The sequence below is a fragment of the Sphingopyxis bauzanensis genome (genome assembly GCF_002205675.1).
GTDB lineage: Bacteria > Pseudomonadota > Alphaproteobacteria > Sphingomonadales > Sphingomonadaceae > Sphingopyxis > Sphingopyxis bauzanensis.
In genome coordinates, this window is record NZ_NISK01000001.1 from 819,025 (window position 1) to 836,218 (window position 17,194).

At 64.2% G+C, this 17,194-nt stretch carries 12 protein-coding genes and 1 tRNA gene; 6 read left to right on the forward strand and 7 right to left on the reverse strand.

What is annotated here, in order from left to right; genetic code table 11:
- Positions 1-2: 2 nt before the first annotated feature.
- Genes CDQ92_RS04055 through gdhA form a run of 4 tightly spaced genes read right to left on the reverse strand, consistent with a single transcriptional unit; the run spans position 3 to position 6,786 of the window.
- Positions 3-1,934 carry a hypothetical protein gene (locus CDQ92_RS04055; RefSeq protein ID WP_188682401.1) on the reverse strand — a complete coding sequence of 644 codons (1,932 nt, stop codon included), beginning with the start codon at positions 1,932-1,934 and terminating at the stop codon, positions 3-5.
- A gap of 3 nt (positions 1,935-1,937) precedes the next feature.
- A complete protein-coding gene (locus tag CDQ92_RS04060) occupies positions 1,938-3,917 on the reverse strand; it encodes a heme-binding protein (protein WP_088440077.1) in 1,980 nt (659 codons plus the stop codon).
- Positions 3,918-3,921: 4 nt separating this feature from the next.
- Positions 3,922-5,376 (reverse strand): multiheme c-type cytochrome, encoded by a 1,455-nt coding sequence (locus tag CDQ92_RS04065; protein WP_088440078.1) that lies wholly within the window; start codon positions 5,374-5,376, stop codon positions 3,922-3,924.
- A 54-nt stretch (positions 5,377-5,430) separates the two neighbouring features.
- Positions 5,431-6,786, reverse strand: a complete 1,356-nt coding sequence (gene gdhA / locus CDQ92_RS04070; protein WP_088440079.1) for an NADP-specific glutamate dehydrogenase — start codon at positions 6,784-6,786, stop codon at positions 5,431-5,433.
- Between the two features lie 157 nt (positions 6,787-6,943).
- On the opposite strand from gdhA, the gene CDQ92_RS04075 reads away from it, so the two are divergent.
- Positions 6,944-7,894 (forward strand): tetratricopeptide repeat protein, encoded by a 951-nt coding sequence (locus CDQ92_RS04075; RefSeq protein WP_088440080.1) that lies wholly within the window; start codon positions 6,944-6,946, stop codon positions 7,892-7,894.
- Between the two features lie 171 nt (positions 7,895-8,065).
- Here CDQ92_RS04075 and putA read toward each other — a convergent pair whose 3' ends face one another.
- Complete coding sequence (putA, locus tag CDQ92_RS04080) at positions 8,066-11,161, reverse strand: bifunctional proline dehydrogenase/L-glutamate gamma-semialdehyde dehydrogenase PutA (protein ID WP_088440081.1); 3,096 nt, start codon at positions 11,159-11,161, stop codon at positions 8,066-8,068.
- Between the two features lie 98 nt (positions 11,162-11,259).
- Between putA and CDQ92_RS04085 the strand changes: the two genes are divergently transcribed.
- The 5 genes from CDQ92_RS04085 to CDQ92_RS04105 all read left to right on the forward strand — a co-directional run bounded on the left by CDQ92_RS04085 (position 11,260) and on the right by CDQ92_RS04105 (position 15,227).
- The gene (locus tag CDQ92_RS04085) at positions 11,260-11,730 is read left to right on the forward strand and encodes an Lrp/AsnC family transcriptional regulator (protein WP_088440558.1); all 471 of its coding nucleotides are present in this window, start codon (positions 11,260-11,262) and stop codon (positions 11,728-11,730) included.
- 48 nt (positions 11,731-11,778) lie between these two features.
- A tRNA-Gly gene (locus CDQ92_RS04090) sits at positions 11,779-11,852 on the forward strand.
- Between the two features lie 433 nt (positions 11,853-12,285).
- Entirely contained in the window at positions 12,286-12,624 is a 339-nt protein-coding gene (locus CDQ92_RS04095; protein ID WP_158213760.1) for a helix-turn-helix transcriptional regulator, read from the forward strand.
- The gene (locus tag CDQ92_RS04100; protein ID WP_088440083.1) at positions 12,621-13,922 is read left to right on the forward strand and encodes a type II toxin-antitoxin system HipA family toxin; all 1,302 of its coding nucleotides are present in this window, start codon (positions 12,621-12,623) and stop codon (positions 13,920-13,922) included. Before CDQ92_RS04095 ends, CDQ92_RS04100 begins: the two co-directional genes overlap by 4 nt.
- A gap of 390 nt (positions 13,923-14,312) precedes the next feature.
- Positions 14,313-15,227, forward strand: coding sequence for a beta-1,6-N-acetylglucosaminyltransferase (locus CDQ92_RS04105; RefSeq protein WP_088440084.1), 915 nt, complete (start codon positions 14,313-14,315; stop codon positions 15,225-15,227).
- Positions 15,228-15,306: 79 nt separating this feature from the next.
- Here CDQ92_RS04105 and CDQ92_RS04110 read toward each other — a convergent pair whose 3' ends face one another.
- A complete protein-coding gene (locus CDQ92_RS04110; RefSeq protein WP_088440085.1) occupies positions 15,307-15,582 on the reverse strand; it encodes an HU family DNA-binding protein in 276 nt (91 codons plus the stop codon).
- Between the two features lie 136 nt (positions 15,583-15,718).
- On the reverse strand, positions 15,719-17,173 hold the full coding sequence (locus CDQ92_RS04115; protein WP_088440086.1) for a cobyric acid synthase: 1,455 nt from the start codon (positions 17,171-17,173) through the stop codon (positions 15,719-15,721).
- Positions 17,174-17,194: the final 21 nt, after the last annotated feature.

Sequence of the window (17,194 nt, forward strand, 5' to 3'; positions counted from 1 at the left end):
CATCAAAAACTCAAAATCACATTGGCGAGGATCGACACATAGGCGTCGTTCTTCTGCTTGTTATCGAACAGATCCTTGAACCCCTTGCCGGGGATCAGCACCGCGCCGCTGAGACGTCCGACGATGTTCTGCGTCGCCTTCGGCCGCCAGATCGTCGCGACCGACAAGTCGAAGCCAATATCCTTGGGGATCGATCCTTCGGTGCGCAGCGCCTGCAAGGACGAGGTATTTTCGAACCACAGATGATTGGCGTTGGCGCTGACGCGAAATTCGGGGGTCAGGTCGAAATCGGCGCCGACGCCGACGAACACGGTGCCGGGGTTGTTGAAATTCGACTGCCCCTCTTCCTTCGAAGAGCGTAGCGAATTCAGGATGCCGTTGCGGCCGTTGATCGAAATGACGCGGCCGCCGCCAGCAAAGGGGATCGTCTGGCGGATCCAATAGCTGGTATCGGCGCCGCCGAAGATCGGGTTTTCGAAAATCGCGTCGAAGCCGCCCTCGGTGTTGTTATACGGATCGCCGTCGCCGGTCGCGTAGAGGCCCGAGAGACGGAAGCGCATCCAGTCATAGTCGTAGCTAAGCTCGACTGCGCCAAAGCCCGCACGAATTTGCGCCGGTTTGCTGGTGAAGAAGCTGTTCCGGTCTTCGCCGAGCGCCGCATAGAAGCTTGCGGTCAGATTGATCCGCCCGATCCGTCCGTCGGCGCTGTAACCAAGATAAACGACATCATATTCACGCCCGCGCAGGTCGCCGAGCAGCGCCGGACGCACCGGGAAGCCGTTATGGTCGATCTGCACGTCGTTCTTTTCGCGGTTCATATTGTAGGTCACGCTGACCTGGCTGGTCAGCCCGACGACCGGAAAATCCTGGCGATAGAGGTTGGCGGTCAGGACGAAGTCGTCGCGCGGAGACTGGGTGATGTCGTTCAAACCCGAATTGGTGTCTTTTTCGAGCCGCCAGAAGGCCGCGAAATTATATTGGAAACGGTTGTTGTCGCGATTGCCGAAAAAACGCAGCCCGAGCTGGCTGTCATTGAACAGGAAGCCGCGAAAATCGCTCTGGAACGGCTGGATACCAAGCCGCACCGAATAAAAGTCATAACGGTCCGACGTGTTGCCGAGATGCTTGTCGACGAAGAATTCCTGCACCCCCAGGAACGAGTCGTAGCGATGGCTCGCCTTCGACGGGCGCACGTCGAGGACGCGCCGTTCGGGGACGTCGACATAATTGGCCTGATAGGCAAGGGTGACGCGATATTCGATGTCGGGCGGCTTGAACGCAGTCGACCCCTTGATCAGCGCCGCGCCGACGATGAAGGTCTGGGCAAAGACAAAGCTGCGGTCCTTGCCGAACACGTCGAGGCTGCCAGGGCGTTCGGTGGTCTGAACCCCAACGGGGATCGGGAAGGTGCGCGGTTCGAGCACGGTGTCGGACACCGCATTGGCGACGATGAACCAGTCGTCGCCCTTGATCGGCAACCACGGCACCTTGCTACGGTCGATCGCGCGGTCGCCCTTATAGGTGTTCTGGTGATAGGGGTCGAACCAGCGTTCCTTGACCACGCCGAGCGACTCGATGAGGCGCCAGCGGTCGGGGACCGGCAACTGGTCCTCCATTCCCGGAAACGCCTGCGGTGGCGGCGGGCGCAGCGCGCCGACATTGTCCTGGCTGAGCGCGTCGGGCAGGTCGGGGCGATAGCCGGGACGGCGTCGCCCTTCGATGATCTGGGTGACCAGATCGTCCTTGATCATGTCCTGCCAGTCGACGGGCGGCGGCGGCGGAATCAGTTCGTCGGCGGGCTGTTCGGTAGTCGCAGCGTCCCCGGCAACTGGCGGATCTTCGGGCGCGGGTGGCGGCGGCGTCACCTCGGCCCCAGGCGCGCCCTGCGCCGCGAGGCTCGCGATGATCGGCCAAAGGCTGCCCCCCGCCATCATCGCCTACAGCCCGTCGCAGACATTTTGCTGCGCCGTGTCGAGGAACGGCGCGAACGGGCAGCTGATATAGCGCAGTCGCACCGTCCGGTTGTCGGCGAGTGTCACGACGACGCGGTCGGAGCGGAGGGTGGCCGGGGCATTGCCGATGCTGCCGACGCGCGCGCCGCCGTTATGCGCGCCGAGAAAGCTGATCATATCGTCCTGATCGATGCCGTCGCCCGACACCCCGATCGCCCCGACCAGCTGGTTGCCGCGATAGATGGGGACCGAGCCGGGAAAAATCTGGATGCCGTTCTGCAGCCGGTTCTGCCCCGCCGCGACGTCGGGCAGCGTCGTACAGCGTTGCGGCGTATCGGTCGGACTCGCACCCGAAATGAAGCCCAGATGCGCGCCGAGATTACCGATGATGAGTGCCGATTGCAGCCCGGTCGAGAAGGGATTGAACTGCGCGATCGGACGCGACAGCGGCCCCGGCGGACGTCCTACTTCGCCATCGGGGAAATAGGGTCGCGAAAGATTTCCATTGGCGCGGTCGGAGAAGGCGATCGTGCCGGTGAGCGCGGCGGGATCGTTCAGGAAGGTGCGCGTCGCGGGGACAAACTGGCGGATGTCGGCGCTGGCATTGGCGCCGAGCTCAGTCGCGGCCTGTGCGCCCGAGAAAAAGGCCGCGGTGCGTGCTTTTTGCAGGCTGACGTCGGTCCCGAAAATCGGCGCGTCGGGCGAACGGACGATGCCGAGCACCGATCCGTGCGTGTCGACGATACTGATCGTCACCTGCGCACGGCTGTCGAGCGGGCGCCGGATCTGCGCGCGGGCGCGGCTCATCACCGTGAACGCCTCTTCGAGCACCGCGCGCGCCTCGGCCTGCGTCAGCGGCGCGCCGTTGGTCGCGCCGTCGGTCCCGGCGCGCAGCGGATAGCGGTTGGTGCCGCTGCCGTCGGTCAGAACAAAGGCATCGCGGTTCGAAAATTCGGCGGCAGTCGAAGCGCGAATGCCCGACGCTTCGCTGCCATAGGCGGTCCCCGCGGTCACCGCGGCATTGGCATAGCCGATCACCGCGACCAGACTGCCCACGCTGCCGTTGAGGCTAGCAAAGCTCGCGCCGCCGCTGGTCATCACCCCGGCAAAACTCGCGTCGGAAAAGCGCAAGCTGGTCCCATCGACGGTGATCTTGTCGGCGGTGATCGTCGAGGGCGCTTCGAACCCGCGCGTTCCCGCCAGCGCGATGAATTCCTCGGGGTCATTGTCGATGTCGAGGATATTGGGATCGCTGCCATAGACACCGTCGCCCATCACCCCGATGCCGCCGACGAGCACGCCATTCTTGTAAAGCGGCAGCCCGCCCGGATCGGCGGCGAGGCCGAGCGGGGAGCGTTTCGGGCCGATCAGCGCTGCGCCGCCTGCCGCGCCGAAACGGGCCGACAGGTCGCTGCATGGCAGCTGGCTGAACTGCACCCCGAACAGCGGGCCGCTTTCGAGCCCGACGGTCGTCGGCGCGGGCGGGAAATGTTCCTGGACGATCTGGCTGGCGGTGCGGGTCGAAAAGGCGTTGCCGCCGCTCGACAGATACGCACCCGTCACCGCCTTAGCGATCGCGCCGCTTTCGGCTGGAAAAGTGACATTCTGCGCGTCGATGTTCACGCCGTTCGGCGCGCCGGCGGTCGTCGCCGTCGCGCGCGCGCCGGTCATGCGGAACACGCCGAGGACATTGCCGACGCGGTCGGTTACCGCGATCACCGAGGGCAGGCCGCGCGCTTGCGCTTCCGCTATGCCTTGCGCCAGCACGCGTTCGACGTCGCTGGTTGTCAGCGCCTCGGCGGCGGGCGGGGTGTAGAGGCCGCCAGTCGGGGTCGGGGTGGGTGAGGGGGTCGGACTTGGCGTCGGCGTGCTGCCTCCGCCGCCTCCACCACCGCACGATGTCAGCAGCAACGCCCCCATCGCGGCAAAGGCCGCTGAGCGGAAAAACTGGCTCCTGTTTCGCATGATCTTACCGTAGCGCCCGGATCGCGCGCACTGCGCTGCCGAGCGACGCCTGGAATTCGGCGGGTTTATAGGCGTTGGGATCCTTCACCGCGGCATAGGCCCGGTCGATATCGCCGCGGATGCCCGCTGCGGCGCCGACGGTGACGCGCCCCGACGACACCATCGCATTGAGCAAGGTATCGACCCCCATCACCGCCTGCTGCGACCCCGAATAATCGGTGAAGCGGTCGCCGATTGCTTTCGCCGAAATCGCGTCGACCATCGCAAAGGCGTCGGTCCCCGTGAAGCTGCGCGCCGCAAAGGCGCTCTTGAGCGCCGCGACGGTCTGCGACAACTGCGCCGCGGCGGCGACCGCGCTGGGGCGGTCAGTCGCCATCGCCTTGTGGAACGCCGCGGTGCGCGCCGCGAGCTGGTCGGCGAGCGCGGGAGCGGCCAGCCGCGCGGCGGCGGCGAGCATGATCAGATTTTCGTCATTATAGGGCGGCATCCCCTCCGGAATTTGCCGCCCCGGATTGTCGACGCCAGTCCGCACCGGCTTCGCCTGATCGAAAATGCGGCGATGGCAGCTGTGGCAATCGAGGAAATAGAATTCGGGGAACATCCCTTCGGTCCCGCGCCGCGACTGGAACAGCGCCAGGCTGCGCTCGATCGCGGTCGCCTGCCCCACCGCCCACATCTGGACATGGTCGGTGCGCGCGTTGGCGGCGCCGAATTTGCGCCAGCCATAATCGGCATCCTCCTGATGATGCGCCTGCAGCGAGGAGAAGAGGTCGAGCTCGAACGCGATGCGCGGATGCCCCGCCGCCATGATGCGGTGGGTGACGAACTGCCCGTCGCTGGCCGACCCGAAATGACAGTCGACGCATACCCCGGCGCGGACCACCGGATCCTCCAGCTTTTTCAGCCCCGCCGACAGGTTGGCGAGATGCTTCTGGCGCATTTCGGCGTCGGGATTGGCGCTGGTCCCGACCCCGGCATAATGGCTCGCCAGCCAGCCGCCCGCCGGCCCATGACAGGATTCACACCCGACACCATCCTCGGTCGGCACGCTGCCGCGCATCGCGCCCTTGGCGGCGACCGCACCGGCGGTCGCGTGACAGCCGATGCACATCTGCGCGGTGGCGGGATCTCCAATGCCCAGGTTGCGCGCAATGAACTGGCTGCGATTGTTGCTGAGCACCGCCCAGGCGCGGCTGTGCGCGCCGCCGGGGGTCGAGGGTTCCTGCCATTTCATCAGCTCGTCCTGGCGCACGACGGTCCCGTCGCCCTCCATCCGGCCGTGGCAGGTCGATCCGGCGCACGACGCAACGCCGGTATAAACTGCGGCGCTTTCACCCTGCGAGCGGGCGGGGGGTGCGAAGACAAACGCCGCCGCGGCCAGCGCGAGCAGCATCAGCGCCAGAGCCGCAAACGCAGCCCAAGGCCGATCGCCGCGCTCCTTCCCAGCGTGCGTCGTCATTCGCGAATACCCCTTTTCCCCCGGCCCGGCGCTTTTTACGCCTTAGGGCCGCAATTACACTACCCCGAAAGCCAGCATCGCGTCAGCGACTTTTTTGAAGCCGCCGATGTTGGCGCCCTTCACATAATCGATATAGCCGCCGCCCTGATCGCCATAGGTGATGCAGCTTTTGTGAATGCCGTCCATGATGTCTTTGAGCATCTGCTGCAGCTCGGGCTCGCTCCAGCTGCGACGCCCGCTGTTCTGGCTCATTTCCAGCCCCGACACCGCGACGCCGCCGGCATTGGCCGCCTTGCCCGGCGCGAACATGATCTTCGCATCTTTGAAGACATGCACGCCTTCCAGATTGGTCGGCATGTTGGCGCCTTCGCTGACCGCGATACAGCCATTTTTGACCAGTTCGCGCGCGTCGTCGCCGAGCAGCTCATTTTGCGTCGCGCACGGAAGTGCGACGTCGCACTTCACGCCCCACGGCGTTTTGCCCGCGGTGAAGCTGGCACCCTTAAATTCGTCGCAATATTCCTCGATCCGGCCGCGGCGGTGGGTCTTGTGGGTTTTGACCCAATTGATCTTTTCCTGATCGATGCCGTCGGGATCGTGGATGAAGCCGCCCGAATCGGAGAGGGTCAGCACCTTGCCGCCGAGCTGGACGATCTTTTCCGCCGCGTGCGTCGCGACATTGCCCGAACCCGAGATAACCGCAGTCTTGCCGACCAGATCCTGTCCCTTGGCGGCGAGCATGTTGGCGAGGAAATAGACCGCGCCATAACCGGTCGCCTCGGTGCGGATCAGCGAGCCGCCCCATTCGAGCCCTTTACCCGTCAGCACCCCGGTGAACTCGTTGGTGATCCGCTTATACTGGCCGAACATGAAGCCGATTTCGCGCCCGCCGACCCCGATGTCGCCCGCGGGCACGTCGATGTCGGCGCCGATGTGGCGATACAGCTCGGTCATGAAGCTCTGGCAAAAGCGCATGATCTCGCGCACGCTCTTGCCCTTGGGATTGAAGTTGGACCCGCCCTTGCCGCCGCCCATCGGCAGCCCGGTCAGCGCGTTCTTGAACGTCTGTTCGAACGCAAGGAATTTGAGCACCGATTCGGTGACCGAGGGGTGGAACCGGATGCCGCCCTTGTACGGGCCGATGGCATTGTTGTTCTGGACACGCCAGCCGCGCTGGACGCGGACATTGCCGTTGTCATCCTCCCAGCAGACGCGGAAAGACACGACTCGATCGGGTTCGGCAATGCGCCGCAGGATCTGCTGCGCGTGATATTCTTCCTTGTCGGCAATGAAGTCGAAAATATCCTCCGATACTTCCTGAACAGCCTGCACGAACTCGGGTTGCCCCGGGTTACGCTTCTTTACGCCTTCCATGAACGTCGAAAAATCGACGTGATCCGAAACTGCCATGCACCCCTCCCCTGGTATGACTGGGAAAGCCGGTGCGACCCCGACGATTTAATCGTTGACCGACCTTGTATGTCAAAGGCTACACCATCGCCGAGCAAAGGCAATATGACAGCGCGCACAGGCGGCATTTTTTCACTGGCCGCACCAAGGGGCAAAAATGAGCGAGACCAAGAGCATGGCCGAAGGCGCGAAGCGCGGCATGACCGGCACCAACCGTGCGATTCTCATCGCCGCTTTTGTGCTGCTGGCGGCGGCGATCGGCTTTGCGATCTGGCGCGATTCGGCGTCCACCGGTGCCGATCCGGTGGCGCCGGGCGCCACCGCGCCGTCCGACCAGCTTGCCGCTCTGGAAGCGCGCACCCAGAGCGAACCGAACAGCGCCGAGGCGTGGACCGCACTCGGCGCGGCGCGATTCGACCTCAGCGATTTTGCCGGGGCCGCGGCGGCCTATGAGAAGGCGACCGCGCTGTCGCCCGAGTCGGCCGGGCTGTGGTCGGCGCTGGGCGAGGCGCGGGTGATGGGCAGCGACAGCGACCCGATGCCCGCCGCTGCGCTCGCCGCGTTCGACAAGGCGATTGCGCTTGATGCCAGGGATCCGCGCGCGCGCTATTTCCTCGCGGTGAAAAAGGACATTGGCGGCGATCATCAGGGCGCGATCAACGACTGGTTCGCGCTGCTTGCCGACACGCCGCAGGGCGCGCCGTGGGAGGCCGACCTCCGCCGCACGATCGAACAGGTCGGTGCGATCCACAAGATCGACGTCACCAGCCGCCTCGCCCGTACGCAGGCGCGCCCGCTAACCGCCGAGGAAATGCCCGTCGCCGCCCGCGGCATTCCAGGGCCGAGCCGCGCCGACATGGAAGCCGCGTCCCAACTGCCCAAGGGTCAGCAGGATCAAATGATCCAGGGCATGGTCGACGGGCTGGAGGCCAAGCTGAAGGCCAATCCTGCCGACGTCGACCGCTGGATCATGCTCATGCGCAGCCGGATGACGCTGGGCGAAACCGCGAAAGCCGCGCAGGCGCTGAAGGACGGAATTGCTGCGAACCCCGGGGCGGCGGGGCGGTTGAAGGCGCAGGCGCAGTTGCTGGGGGTGCCCGGCGCGTGATTTTTCGGTTCACGCGGAGACGAGGAGACGCGGAGAGTATCTTTCAGCCTCGTTCGTGCTGCGCTTGTCGAAGCACTTTTCTTCTCTTCACCGTTGCAAGAAAGAGCAGCCCTTCGACAAGCTAAGGGCAAATGGTGAGGATAGATTCTCCGCGCTTTCGCGTGAACCCCGTTACCCCGCCATCAACGCCGCATTGCCGCCCGCCGCGGTGATGTCCGTGCTGATCGTCTTTTCCTCGGCAAAGCGGTGCAGATAGTGCGGGCCGCCCGCCTTTGGCCCGGTCCCCGACAGCCCGCGCCCGCCGAACGGCTGCGAGCCGACGATGGCACCGATCTGGTTGCGGTTCACGTAGACGTTGCCGACCTGCGCGCGCGCCGCGATATGCGCCGCGACCCCGTCGATGCGAGTGTGGACCCCGAGCGTCAGGCCATAGCCCGAGGCGTTGATCGCATCGATCAGCGCGTCGAGCTCGCCGCCCTTCCATGTCGCGACGTGCAGCACCGGGCCGAAAATCTCGCGCTTCAAATCGGTGACATGATCGAGACGGATCACCACCGGCGGGACGAAATGGCCGCCCGCGGGCAGGTCGGTGCGCTGCGCTTGGGCGATCACGCGCCCCGCGGCGCGCGCTTCGGCGACATAGGCCGCAATTTTGGCCTGGGCCTCGTCGTCGATGATCGGGCCGACGTCGGTTGATAGCAGCGCGGGCTCGCCAACATTCAACTCGGCCATCGCGCCTGCAACCATCGCGATCATCGTGTCGGCGACATCCTCTTGCACGCACAGCAGGCGCAGCGCCGAACAGCGCTGGCCCGCCGACTGGAACGCGCTCGCCACCGCATCGCGCGCGACCTGTTCGGGCAGCGCGGTCGAATCGACGATCATCGCGTTGGCGCCTCCCGTCTCGGCGATCAAAGTGGCGATCGGGCCGTCGCGCAGCGCGAGGCCGCGGTTGATCGCGCGCGCGACTTCGGTCGATCCGGTAAAGGCGACGCCGATGATATCGGGGTTGCCGGTGAGCGCCGCGCCCACCGTCTCGCCGCGGCCGGGGAGATAGTGAAGCACGTCGCCGGGGATTCCTGCCTCAAGCAACAATTCGACCGCGGCGTGGGCGATCAGCGGCGTTTGTTCGGCTGGCTTCGCAAGCACACTATTGCCTGCGGCGAGCGCTGCCGCGACCTGGCCTAGGAAGATCGCGAGCGGGAAGTTCCACGGGCTGATGCACACGAACACCCCCTTGCCCTCGAGCATCAGCTCGTTGCGCTCGCCGGTCGGACCGGGCAGCGCGACGGGGTAGGTGAAATCGGCGCGCGCCTGACCCGCATAATAGCGCAGGAAATCGACCGCCTCGCGCACCTCGGCGATCGCGTCGACCAAAGTCTTGCCCGCCTCGTCGATCGCGAGGCCAAGGAAGAGCGCATCATGCTCTTCGAGCAGATCGGCAGCGCGTTCGAGCCGTTCGGCGCGAAAAGCGCCCCCCGCGAGGCTCCAATTGCCGTGCGCGGCGCGTGCTGCGGCGACGGCATCGGCAACCGCCGCGCGATCGGCCTCGATCACCTGACCGACGACGGCGCCTGTCGCGGGGTTGCGCACCGGCTCGCCTGCACCCGCGCGCGCTGCGCCGCCAACGATCGGTGCCGCGACGCGGTCGCCGCGCCGCGCCGCGCCGATCGCGGCGACCAGCGCCTCGGGCATACCGGGCTCGCCCAGATCATAGCCGCGCGAATTGCGGCGCGCCGGATCGAACAGGCCAAGGCCGGTCGCAATCTTTGACGTCGCGGCGCTCGCGACGCTGCGCGGATCGACCGCGAGCTGTTCGGCGCTGACATCGGGGTCCGAGAATTGATGCACGAAGCTGGAGTTCGCGCCATTTTCGAGCAGACGGCGGACGAGATAGGCGAGCAGGTCGCGGTGTGTGCCAACGGGGGCATAGACGCGCACCGGGCGCGGCGGCGGGAACAGCGCGACGAGCGCATCGTGCGCGCCCTCTCCCATGCCGTGCAGCCGCTGCAGTTCATAGTCGGCGCCCGCGAATAATTCGGCGACAAAGGCTAGCGTCATCGCATTATGGCTGGCGAACGCCGGATAGATGCAATCCTGGCAATCGCGCAGCAACTGGGCGCAGCGCATATAGTTGAGGTCGGTGTGGAGTTTCGCGGTGAACACCGGGAAGTCGCCGAGCCCCAACGTCTGCGCACGCTTGATCTCGGTATCCCAATAGGCGCCCTTGACCAGCCGCATCGACAGCTTCACCCCGCGCGTCCGCGCGCGGTTCGCGAGCCACTCGATCACCGCGGGCGCGCGCTTCTGATACGCCTGGATCACGATGCCGAGGCCGGTCCAGCCATCGGCGATCCCCGCGTCGATCAGCGCCGCGAACACATCCATATGCGGTTCCAGCCGGTCGCTTTCCTCAGCGTCGATCATCAGCGGAATGTTCAACGCCCTCGCCGCTTGCGCGAGCTCGATCACCCGCGGCACCAGCTCGCCGATCACCCGCGCGCGCTGGAGATATTCGTAGCGCGGGTGGAGCGCCGACAGTTTGATCGAAATGCCGTGGTTGGCATGCGGATCGCCGGGCTTGGCGTCCTTCCCGATGCGGGTAATCGCGTCGGCATAGCTGCCATAATAGCGCGCGGCATCCTCGGCGGTGCGGGCCGCTTCGCCGAGCATGTCGAAGCTCGCCAGCTCCGATTTCTGCTTGTCGGCGCGCTTGACCGCAGCGTCGATCGTCTCGCCCATCACGAACTGCTGGCCCAGCAGCTTCATCGCCGCGAGCGCCGCCTGACGGATCACCGGCTCGCCCGAGCGGCGGACCATCGATTTGAGCAAGGTCAGCGGGTTCGCTTTGCTGCCCATCGCGTCGAGCATCAAGGTCGCCGACCCCAGCGACAGGCCGCGTGCCGACAGCGCCACGATCAGCGGGCTGTCCTCGTCGTCGCCTTCCTTCCAATGCCGCCCGGCGATCTTGTCGCGGATCAGCGCATTGGCGGTCGCGCTGTCGGGGACGCGCAGCAGCGCTTCGGCGAGGCACATTAGCACGACGCCTTCTTCGGTCGACAGGCGGTAGCGGTTCATCAACTGCGCGACGAGCGTCTCGCGGTCACCCTCGGCCTTGGCCCTGCGGATCAGGTCGAGCCCGCGCCGGGTCACCGCCTCGACGCTCGCGGTCGAGGTCGAAAGAGCGGTGCGCAGTTCTGCGACGACGTCGGATTCGTTACGACGGGCGAGGGCGCGGATGGCGGCGCGGTCGGTGGGCTGGGTCATGGCCGCACCATATCGCAGGATCGATCGGCGATCTGACTGAATTTCGACTTCTGAAATTATATTTTGACCTATTACGTGGCCAGTTTTAGGTGATTGGCATGAAAAATGCGATCTTCGCAGTCGATCTGGACGATTTCGACCGGAAAATCCTGGCGATTCTGCGCCAGGACGGCCGCATCACCTTCACCGATCTCGCGCAGCAGGTCGGCCTGTCGAAAACGCCATGCCAGCAACGCGTCCGGCGGCTGGTCAAAAAGGGCGTGATCACCGGCTTTGCAGCGATCGTCGATCCCGCCAAGGTAGGGCTCGATCATGTCGCCTTTGCCGAGGTGAAGCTGTCCGACACGCGCGAGGCGGCGCTCAAGCAATTCAACGCCGCGGTGCGTGCGATTCCCGAGGTCGAGGAATGCCACATGATAGCAAGCAGCTTCGACTATCTGCTCAAGGTCCGCACCGTCGACATCCGCCGCTATCGCATCGTCTTGGGCGAGAAAATCTCCAGCTTGCCGCACGTCGCCAGCACGTCGACCTTCGTTGCGATGGAAACGATCAGCGAAGCGACGCGCTGATACGAATATTGACCGACGCCCGCACCTGTGCCAATCGCGCAGCGCCGAGCGGGTGTAGCTCAATGGTAGAGCTTTTGCTTCCCAAGCAAGTGACGAGGGTTCGATTCCCTTCACCCGCTCCAGTTTGCTGCCCGCGCGCAGTCGCTGATGGTTGAAAAAATCCCGAAAATCCGCTAGTTCTTGAGCATTCGCTAGCTTCTGGTGATTGCCAATGATCGCGCGCAACCGAACGGTTCGGGGGCATATCCGGGGGCCTTTCCAAAGTCCCTGATTTGCGAGGCCCCCAAATGGCGCTCACTGACACCGCGATCCGCAAAGCGTAACGGGGACTGATCCAATTGGAAACGATCCGCCCGGAAAACTGGTTGGGATCTGCAGGCCTGTATAACTCGCCAAATTTGGCGATGTAGGAGCCAATTTTAGGAAAATATCGTCAAAAGTGACGAGAAGAGGTGTTGATCTATAAATCTGCAATTCTCGTCATTTTTGGCGAATTATATTTGCATTCTGGTAACAGTTCGCCATATATGGCGAGTTATGAAGATTTCTCCTACCATGCCTGAAAACGTGATGCTGTCCGAGCTTGGGAAGCGTGCGCAACAATATCGTGTCGGCATGAATCTGACTCAAGGCGAACTCGCGAAGAATGCCGGCGTGTCGCAGCGGACGATCGAGCGGCTCGAAAACGGCAGTTCGGTCCAGCTCGAAAAGATGCTACGCATCCTGAGAGCGCTTAGACTGTCCGACAATCTCGACCAGCTCATTCCCGAGACCAGCATCCGTCCGATTCAGCTGGTGGGTTCCAAGTCCGAAGTGCGGCACCGTTCGTACAAGCGGCGCAGCACTGCGCCCAAAGGACAGAACTCTGGGTGGGTCTGGGGTGATAAGAAGTGACGACAGCCGAAGTCTCGCTCTGGGGCACCCGGATTGGTGCAGTCACGCTACCTGGCGGGGAGCGGTTCGCGAGCTTTGAATATGATCCCCATTTCCAGCGCAGCGGTATACAGCTTGCGCCGCTGATGATGCCGCTGAGCGGACAAGTCTATCGCTTCCCGGCGCTGGCGCCGGAGAGCTTCCACGGCTTACCTGGCATGCTTGCCGATGCACTGCCTGACAAATATGGCAATGCCCTGATCGATGCCTGGCTCGCGACCCAAGGTCGCACCGGTGTCGATTTCAACGCCGTCGAGCGCCTCTGCTACACCGGAACGCGCGGCATGGGCGCTCTCGAGTTCATACCTGCACAAGGCCCCGCCTCGATCAACGCAGATAAAATCGAGATCGGCGACCTCGTCAAACTCGCCTCCGAAGTGCTTGTGCACCGCTCGGAGCTCAACGTGACCTTTGCCGGTACGGACAAGGCCGAGGCACTGCGCGAAATCCTCCGCGTCGGGACGTCTGCCGGTGGCGCGCGCGCCAAGGCTATCATCGCGTGGAATCCCGCGACCAACGAAGTGCGCTCGGGCCAAGTCACGGCGCCCGCAGGCTTCGAATATTGGCTGATGAAGTTTGACGGCGTCGACAACAACAAGGACCGCGATCTCGCCGATCCGCTCGGCTACAGCGCAATTGAATATGCCTATTCGCTGATGGCCGGCGAGGCGGGCATCGAAATGGCCGAGTGCCGGCTATTCGACGAAGGACCGCGCCGGCATTTCATGACTCGACGCTTCGATCGGCTTGCCGATGGTGATAAGCTCCACATGCAGTCCCTGGCCGCAATCGCTCATCTCGATTTTAACCAGCCCGGCGCGAATAGCTACGAACAGGCGTTCACTGCTATCCGCGAGCTAGGCCTCGGCCAAATTGCCTTAGACCAGCAGTTTCGCCGCGCCGTGTTCAACATCGTCGGTCGCAACCAAGATGACCATGTAAAGAATATTGCTTTCCTCATGGATCGCTCAGGTCAGTGGCGGCTCGCTCCGGCCTATGACATCTCCTATCAATATAATCCATCGGGCACTTGGACGAACCAGCACCAGATGTCGCTCGGCGGGAAGCGCGACTTCTTCTCGCTTGAGGATCTCGAAGCGGGCGGCAAGATAGCGGGCTTGTCGAAACGAGCCGTCCGCGAGACCGTCGGTGAGGTGACATCCACGATTCGACGTTGGCCGGAAATCGCGGAGAGTGTGGGCGTGCGTCCCGACTTCATCGACGAGATCGAGGCGCGGCAACGACTCGATATTCGCTAAGCCCGCGCATCGCTTCCGTCTCACCCCAAAATTCTGGATTCCCTTCACCCTCCAGTTTTTCCGATATCATGTCCTGTTACGTCGGTCCGACCTTGCGTTCGGGGTTTTTGCCGGGTCGGATCCCTTGCCGACACGATGGCAGATACCGTGCGGTATCGACGGAGCGCAAAATCGCAGCGGTCAGGCCGCCCGCGACCTTACAAACCCGCCGCCGCCCCCCATATGGAATCCATGCCGCTGGACCGCGCCGCGTTGTAACATGGCGGGCCACCTGTCGGGCATCGTCTCCTGTCGATCAAAATGGCTTTGGTTGGATTTTCCGGGACAGGAAACTGATCGCGCATCCGGTGGGCTGACAGCTTGGGTAGGCGGTTCGAAAGGCATGCTCAAATGATCGGCTATTTCATCCTCCTTCACCGCTTTCCTGAACAGTTCAAACGGATGTTCCGCGCCATTTATGCACCCGGGAACAGCTATGTGATCCATGTCGACAAAAGTTCGGGCGCGGAATTCGCCGCCGACATCGGAGAGTTCGTCAAACCTTATCAGGGCGTCGCGATCATCGAATCGAAAAAGGCGTTGTGGGGCGGCTATAGCCTGGTCGATGCCGAGCTGCGCGGCATGGCCAGATTGCTGGCGATGAGCAGCAGTTGGACGCACTATATCAACCTCAGCGGCCAGGATTTCCCGCTGAAGTCGGAAGCCTACATCCGCGACTTCCTGCGCGCCAACCCGCGCCGCCAGTTAATCCGCACGCTCGACCAGCGAAAAGTCCGCCCCGACACGATGAACCGCGTCAACCGCCTGTGGGTCGAGGCGCTGGGGCATGTCGTCAGCACCCCCCTGCCGCGCGCGTTTCTCAAAGGCGCGACGCCCTTCATCGGGACGCAATGGAAAGCGGTGACCCGCAGCTTCTGTCAATTTGCAGTCCACCACCCGAGCGCCGAGCGCTTCAAGGCCTTCTATCGCCGCAGTTTCATCCCCGACGAGGCGTTTTTCCAGACGCTGATGATGAACAGCCCCAATCAGGGCGAGGTGATCAATGACGATCTGCGGACAGTCGACTGGATACCCTATGGCAAGAACGCGCTATGCCCGCGGGTGTTCGGCGCTTCTGATGCGCTGCGCCTGACGCTCAGCCCCGACCTGTTCGCGCGCAAGTTTGACATGGACGAGGATGCGGGGATTTTTGATCTGCTTGAGGCGCATCTGAAAACACCCGCGGCGATGGACTATGTCGGCGATATTGCGATCAAGCCGACCCGACCGCGCGCCAAACCTATCGAAGCCCTGACTCCCGGCTGAAAAAGCCGCCGGGCTGAAACAGCAAGGGCTCCGCCGATGGTTCGGCGGAGCCCTGCGCGCGGCGATGAGCCGAGATGGATCAGCCGTTCAGGCGATCCTTGACTGCCTTGGCCGGGCCAAAGGTCAGCTTCTTGGCGGCCTTGATCTGGATCGTCGCGCCGGTCGAAGGGTTACGGCCTTCGCGTGCCGGGGTCGCCTTGACCTTGAACTTGCCAAAACCGTTGACCGAAACTTCGTCGCCCTTGGCGGCGGCATCGGCAATCGCGGCGAAGACGGCATCGACGGCCTTGCGTCCGTCGGCTTTGCTGAGGTCCAGCGACGCGGCGACGGCGTCCGACAGTTCGGCGTGATTCATAAATTCTCTCCTGGTTTCGGCCGGGCGATTCCCAACCAATGCGCTGCCATAGACGCATGATGCACGCTTCGCCAAGCCCGCGATTGCAGGGGATTGGGGGCATAGACAGCAAATTCGTGTCGCCTGGCCCGCGCCGTCACCGCACGGTCGCTATCGCGAGCAGCGCGTCGAGGTCGGCGTGGACCTCCAGCTCGGCCGCAATCTCGTCGAGTGCCGCATCGACATTGGCGGCATAGTCGTGCGCGCCGCCCGTCACCCCAATGCGTTCAAGCAAGGCACGGCGCACGTCGGCGGAGGCGAACAAACCGTGGATGTACGAGCCGAAAACGCGGCCATTACCGCTGATCGCGCCGTCGCTGGCGCCGTCGGCGAGCAGCGCAAAGGGGCGCGCCGTGCCGGGGCCGCGTGTTTCGCCCATATGAATCTCATACCCTGCCAGCGTCGCGCCCAGCGCGGCCCCCGTGACGTGCCGTAGCGTCTTGGCGGGGGAGAGCGTCGTTTCGACGTCGAGCAGCCCCAGTCCCGTGACGTCGGTCGCCGTCCCCTCGATCCCCAGCGGATCCGCGATCCGCTGCCCGAGCATCTGATAGCCACCGCACAGCCCGACGATCATCCCGCCGCGCCGGTGGTGCGCCAATATATCGATGTCCCAGCCCTCGGCGCGCAGCGCGCCCAGATCGGCGATCGTCGCTTTCGATCCCGGCAGCACGATGATCGCCGCCTCGGCGGGGATCGGCCGTCCCGGCGGCACCATCACGACTTCGACTCCGGGTTCCAGCTTGAACGGATCGAGATCGTCGAAATTGGAAATGCGCGGCAGGATCGGGCAGGCGATCATCCGCCGCCCTTCGCGCGGATCGGCGCGGCGCTCCAGGATCACCGCATCCTCGCTCGGCAACCGCGCCGCGGCGCTGAGCCAGGGAATGACGCCAAAACCCGGCCAGCCGCTACGTCGTTCGATTTCGCGATAGCCATCGTCGAACAGCGCCGGATCGCCGCGAAACTTGTTGATCAGGAAACCGCGGATCATCGCGGCATCCTCGGGATCGATCACGGCGCGGGTGCCGACGACCGACGCGATCACCCCGCCGCGGTCGATGTCGCCGATCAGGATGACGGGGACATTGGCGGCGCGCGCAAAGCCCATATTGGCGATGTCACCGGTGCGCAGGTTGATCTCGGCGGGCGACCCCGCCCCCTCGACGACGACGACATCGCACTGCGCCCGCAGCCGGTCGTAGCTTTGCGTGACCTCGGTGAGCAGCGCGCCGCGCGCCGCGCGAAAATTGCCGCTCCCCAGCGTGCCGCGCACCTTGCCGTGGACGATCAGCTGCGACGTGCGGTCGGCCTGCGGCTTCAACAGCACCGGGTTCATATCGCTATGCGGCGGGGTGCGACAGGCGATCGCCTGCAACGCCTGCGCGCGCCCGATCTCGCCGCCGTCGATCGTCACCGCCGCGTTGTTCGACATATTCTGCGGCTTGAACGGGCGGACGACGAGCCCGCGATTGGCAAAGGCGCGGCACAACCCCGCCACCAGCACCGATTTGCCGACGTCGGAGCCGGTGCCCTGCAGCATCAATGCCGTCACGCGCGGCGCTCCTGACGGAGC